This window comes from Selenomonas sp. CM52, from assembly GCF_000292955.1.
Taxonomy (GTDB): Bacteria; Bacillota; Negativicutes; order Selenomonadales; family Selenomonadaceae; genus Selenomonas.
On record NZ_ALNM01000031.1, the window covers coordinates 1 to 1,724 of the forward strand.

Annotated in this window: 2 protein-coding genes and 1 pseudogene; 1 reads left to right on the top strand and 2 read right to left on the bottom strand. The window is 56.1% G+C overall.

Features of this window, described 5'->3' with window-relative positions; genetic code table 11:
• A pseudogene (locus HMPREF1153_RS12740) lies at positions 1–166 on the top strand (IS110 family transposase); the annotation flags it as partial.
• Between the two features lie 121 nt (positions 167–287).
• Here the strand turns inward: HMPREF1153_RS12740 and HMPREF1153_RS08475 are convergent.
• Positions 288–1,010 carry a hypothetical protein gene (locus HMPREF1153_RS08475; RefSeq protein ID WP_037370382.1) on the bottom strand — a complete coding sequence of 241 codons (723 nt, stop codon included), beginning with the start codon at positions 1,008–1,010 and terminating at the stop codon, positions 288–290.
• Between the two features lie 407 nt (positions 1,011–1,417).
• Positions 1,418–1,724, bottom strand: a 307-nt coding sequence (locus HMPREF1153_RS12935) for a hypothetical protein (RefSeq protein ID WP_232208254.1), incomplete at its 5' end; no start/stop codon positions are given.

The following is a 1,724-nucleotide window of genomic DNA, read 5'->3' on the forward strand; positions in this document are numbered from 1 at the left end:
CTTGATGCGTTCTCCCGATGATGCAGTCTACAACTTCATGGACAAGAAACGCTCCGAGGGAAAGCCTTACTACGTCTATATGACGGCAGGAGCGAATAAGTTCCTGCGCATCTACTACGGGCGCGTAAATGAGTATTTGGCAAGCCTTTCCAAAGAACAAGAATAGCATTTCACTACCGTCCCTTTGGTCGGCGCTCCTGCGGCGACCTATTTGTGTTGCTCAAATTCCACTTGCCACAACTCCTCATCTTTTTTCATCTAAGGGCTTGACTTTTTATTTGCAGGCTTTATTTCTTGCTGCTTGCTGCGGCCTCGTCCGCTGTTTTTGCCGTCTTGTAAAGGAACTCGGCCAGCTTGTACTCGCGGCTGCCTGCCTTGAGCTGCGGCAGAGAGCCGCTGTTTAGGACATCCACGATGGAGAGATCTCTCTGGGCTTCGGGGACGGTGGAAAGAATCATGCTCGACAGGGGCTTTCCGGCGGCGTCATAGAAGAAAAAGATGGCGTCGGGCGCTACGCCCTTTGTGGCCTTTTTCTTATGGACGACCTCGAACACCTGCGCCGTGATCACCTGGCGCTTGTCCTCCATGCTCTGGCGGATGGCGTAATGCGTCTCCACAACGCGGAACCAACGGATGGGATAGGCCGTCTGTATGGCGTCCTCCGACTTTGCTTCGCGCCCCTCCAAAGGAACGAGCCGCACGTCCGGCACGCCGAGCATCTCGCTGAATATGGCGCTCAATGTCTTCAAAGGCTGCTCGGGTGATTCGGCGCTGAGATCGATGTCCTGGTAAAGGTTGTTGTCCGCGACGATTTTGCGGGCCTCTTCCACGGAAATCGGCGTCTTCTTGGCATTTTCCTCCTCTTCCTGGATCGCTTTGTCCAAGGCTGCCTTTGCCTCGACGGAAGGCGCTGCCCCGGAGCCTGTGCTGTTCGCCGCAGAAGCCGTGCCCGTAAGGCAGAGGAGCAAGGCCGCGATGGCGGAGAGTCGTTTAAGATGGGATATTTTCATGATGCGATTCCTCCAATACGATATGTTTGCATTAACCATTCCGGTATTTTCGTGACCGCCGTGTTCCGGCGATTAAGCTGCATAAAGGAAACGCTGATAAAATGAAGTCGCCCAGATTTGCGCAGATGCGCTGTATCTATCAAGGAGACAAACCGCAGGCGTAGCGGTGCTACGTTGAGGATTTGTCGACGACGAGAGGATAGTGCAGATGCGTGAAGATGGGTGGCTGAATTTATCAGTGGTTCCTAAGAAGGCAAGCCCGAAGGGCGCAGACCGATTGGCTTTTTCATATAAGGCGTGAGGACATATGCACAGCATGACGTTCTGATGCGCCATCGCAGGAAATGGGGGCAAAAACAAGTATGCCGCTCCGAGTGGGGTTGAGAATATGTCCTAAAAGTTTGCACTTATATGCGGATCTCGAAGCCGCCGTGCTCGCCGTCTTGCTTCTCTTCGCGGTCTTGGCGGATGGCGGCGGTGCGTGCGGCTTTCTTCGCCTCTTCTGTCGCCTTGACGCCTGCTTCACCTTCCATCATGAGACTCGCCTCGCGGAAGGCAGAAAGCGCCTCGGAAAGAGAGGCGAGCATCGAGGCGTTGGGCGAGGCGGCAGGAGCGGCGGCCCTGAGCAGCGAGGCCGGCGCAGGCGCTGCATCTACGCTGCTCGGGGCGCCCACGGGGGTGGAAGCCTGTGGGCGTGCGCCCTTCGAGGCCGCC

Bases quoted from the DNA above. Each gene is read 5' to 3' on its own strand.
- HMPREF1153_RS08475 (WP_037370382.1), bottom strand. From the start codon at position 1,010: ATGAAAATATCCCATCTTAAACGACTCTCCGCCATCGCGGCCTTGCTC.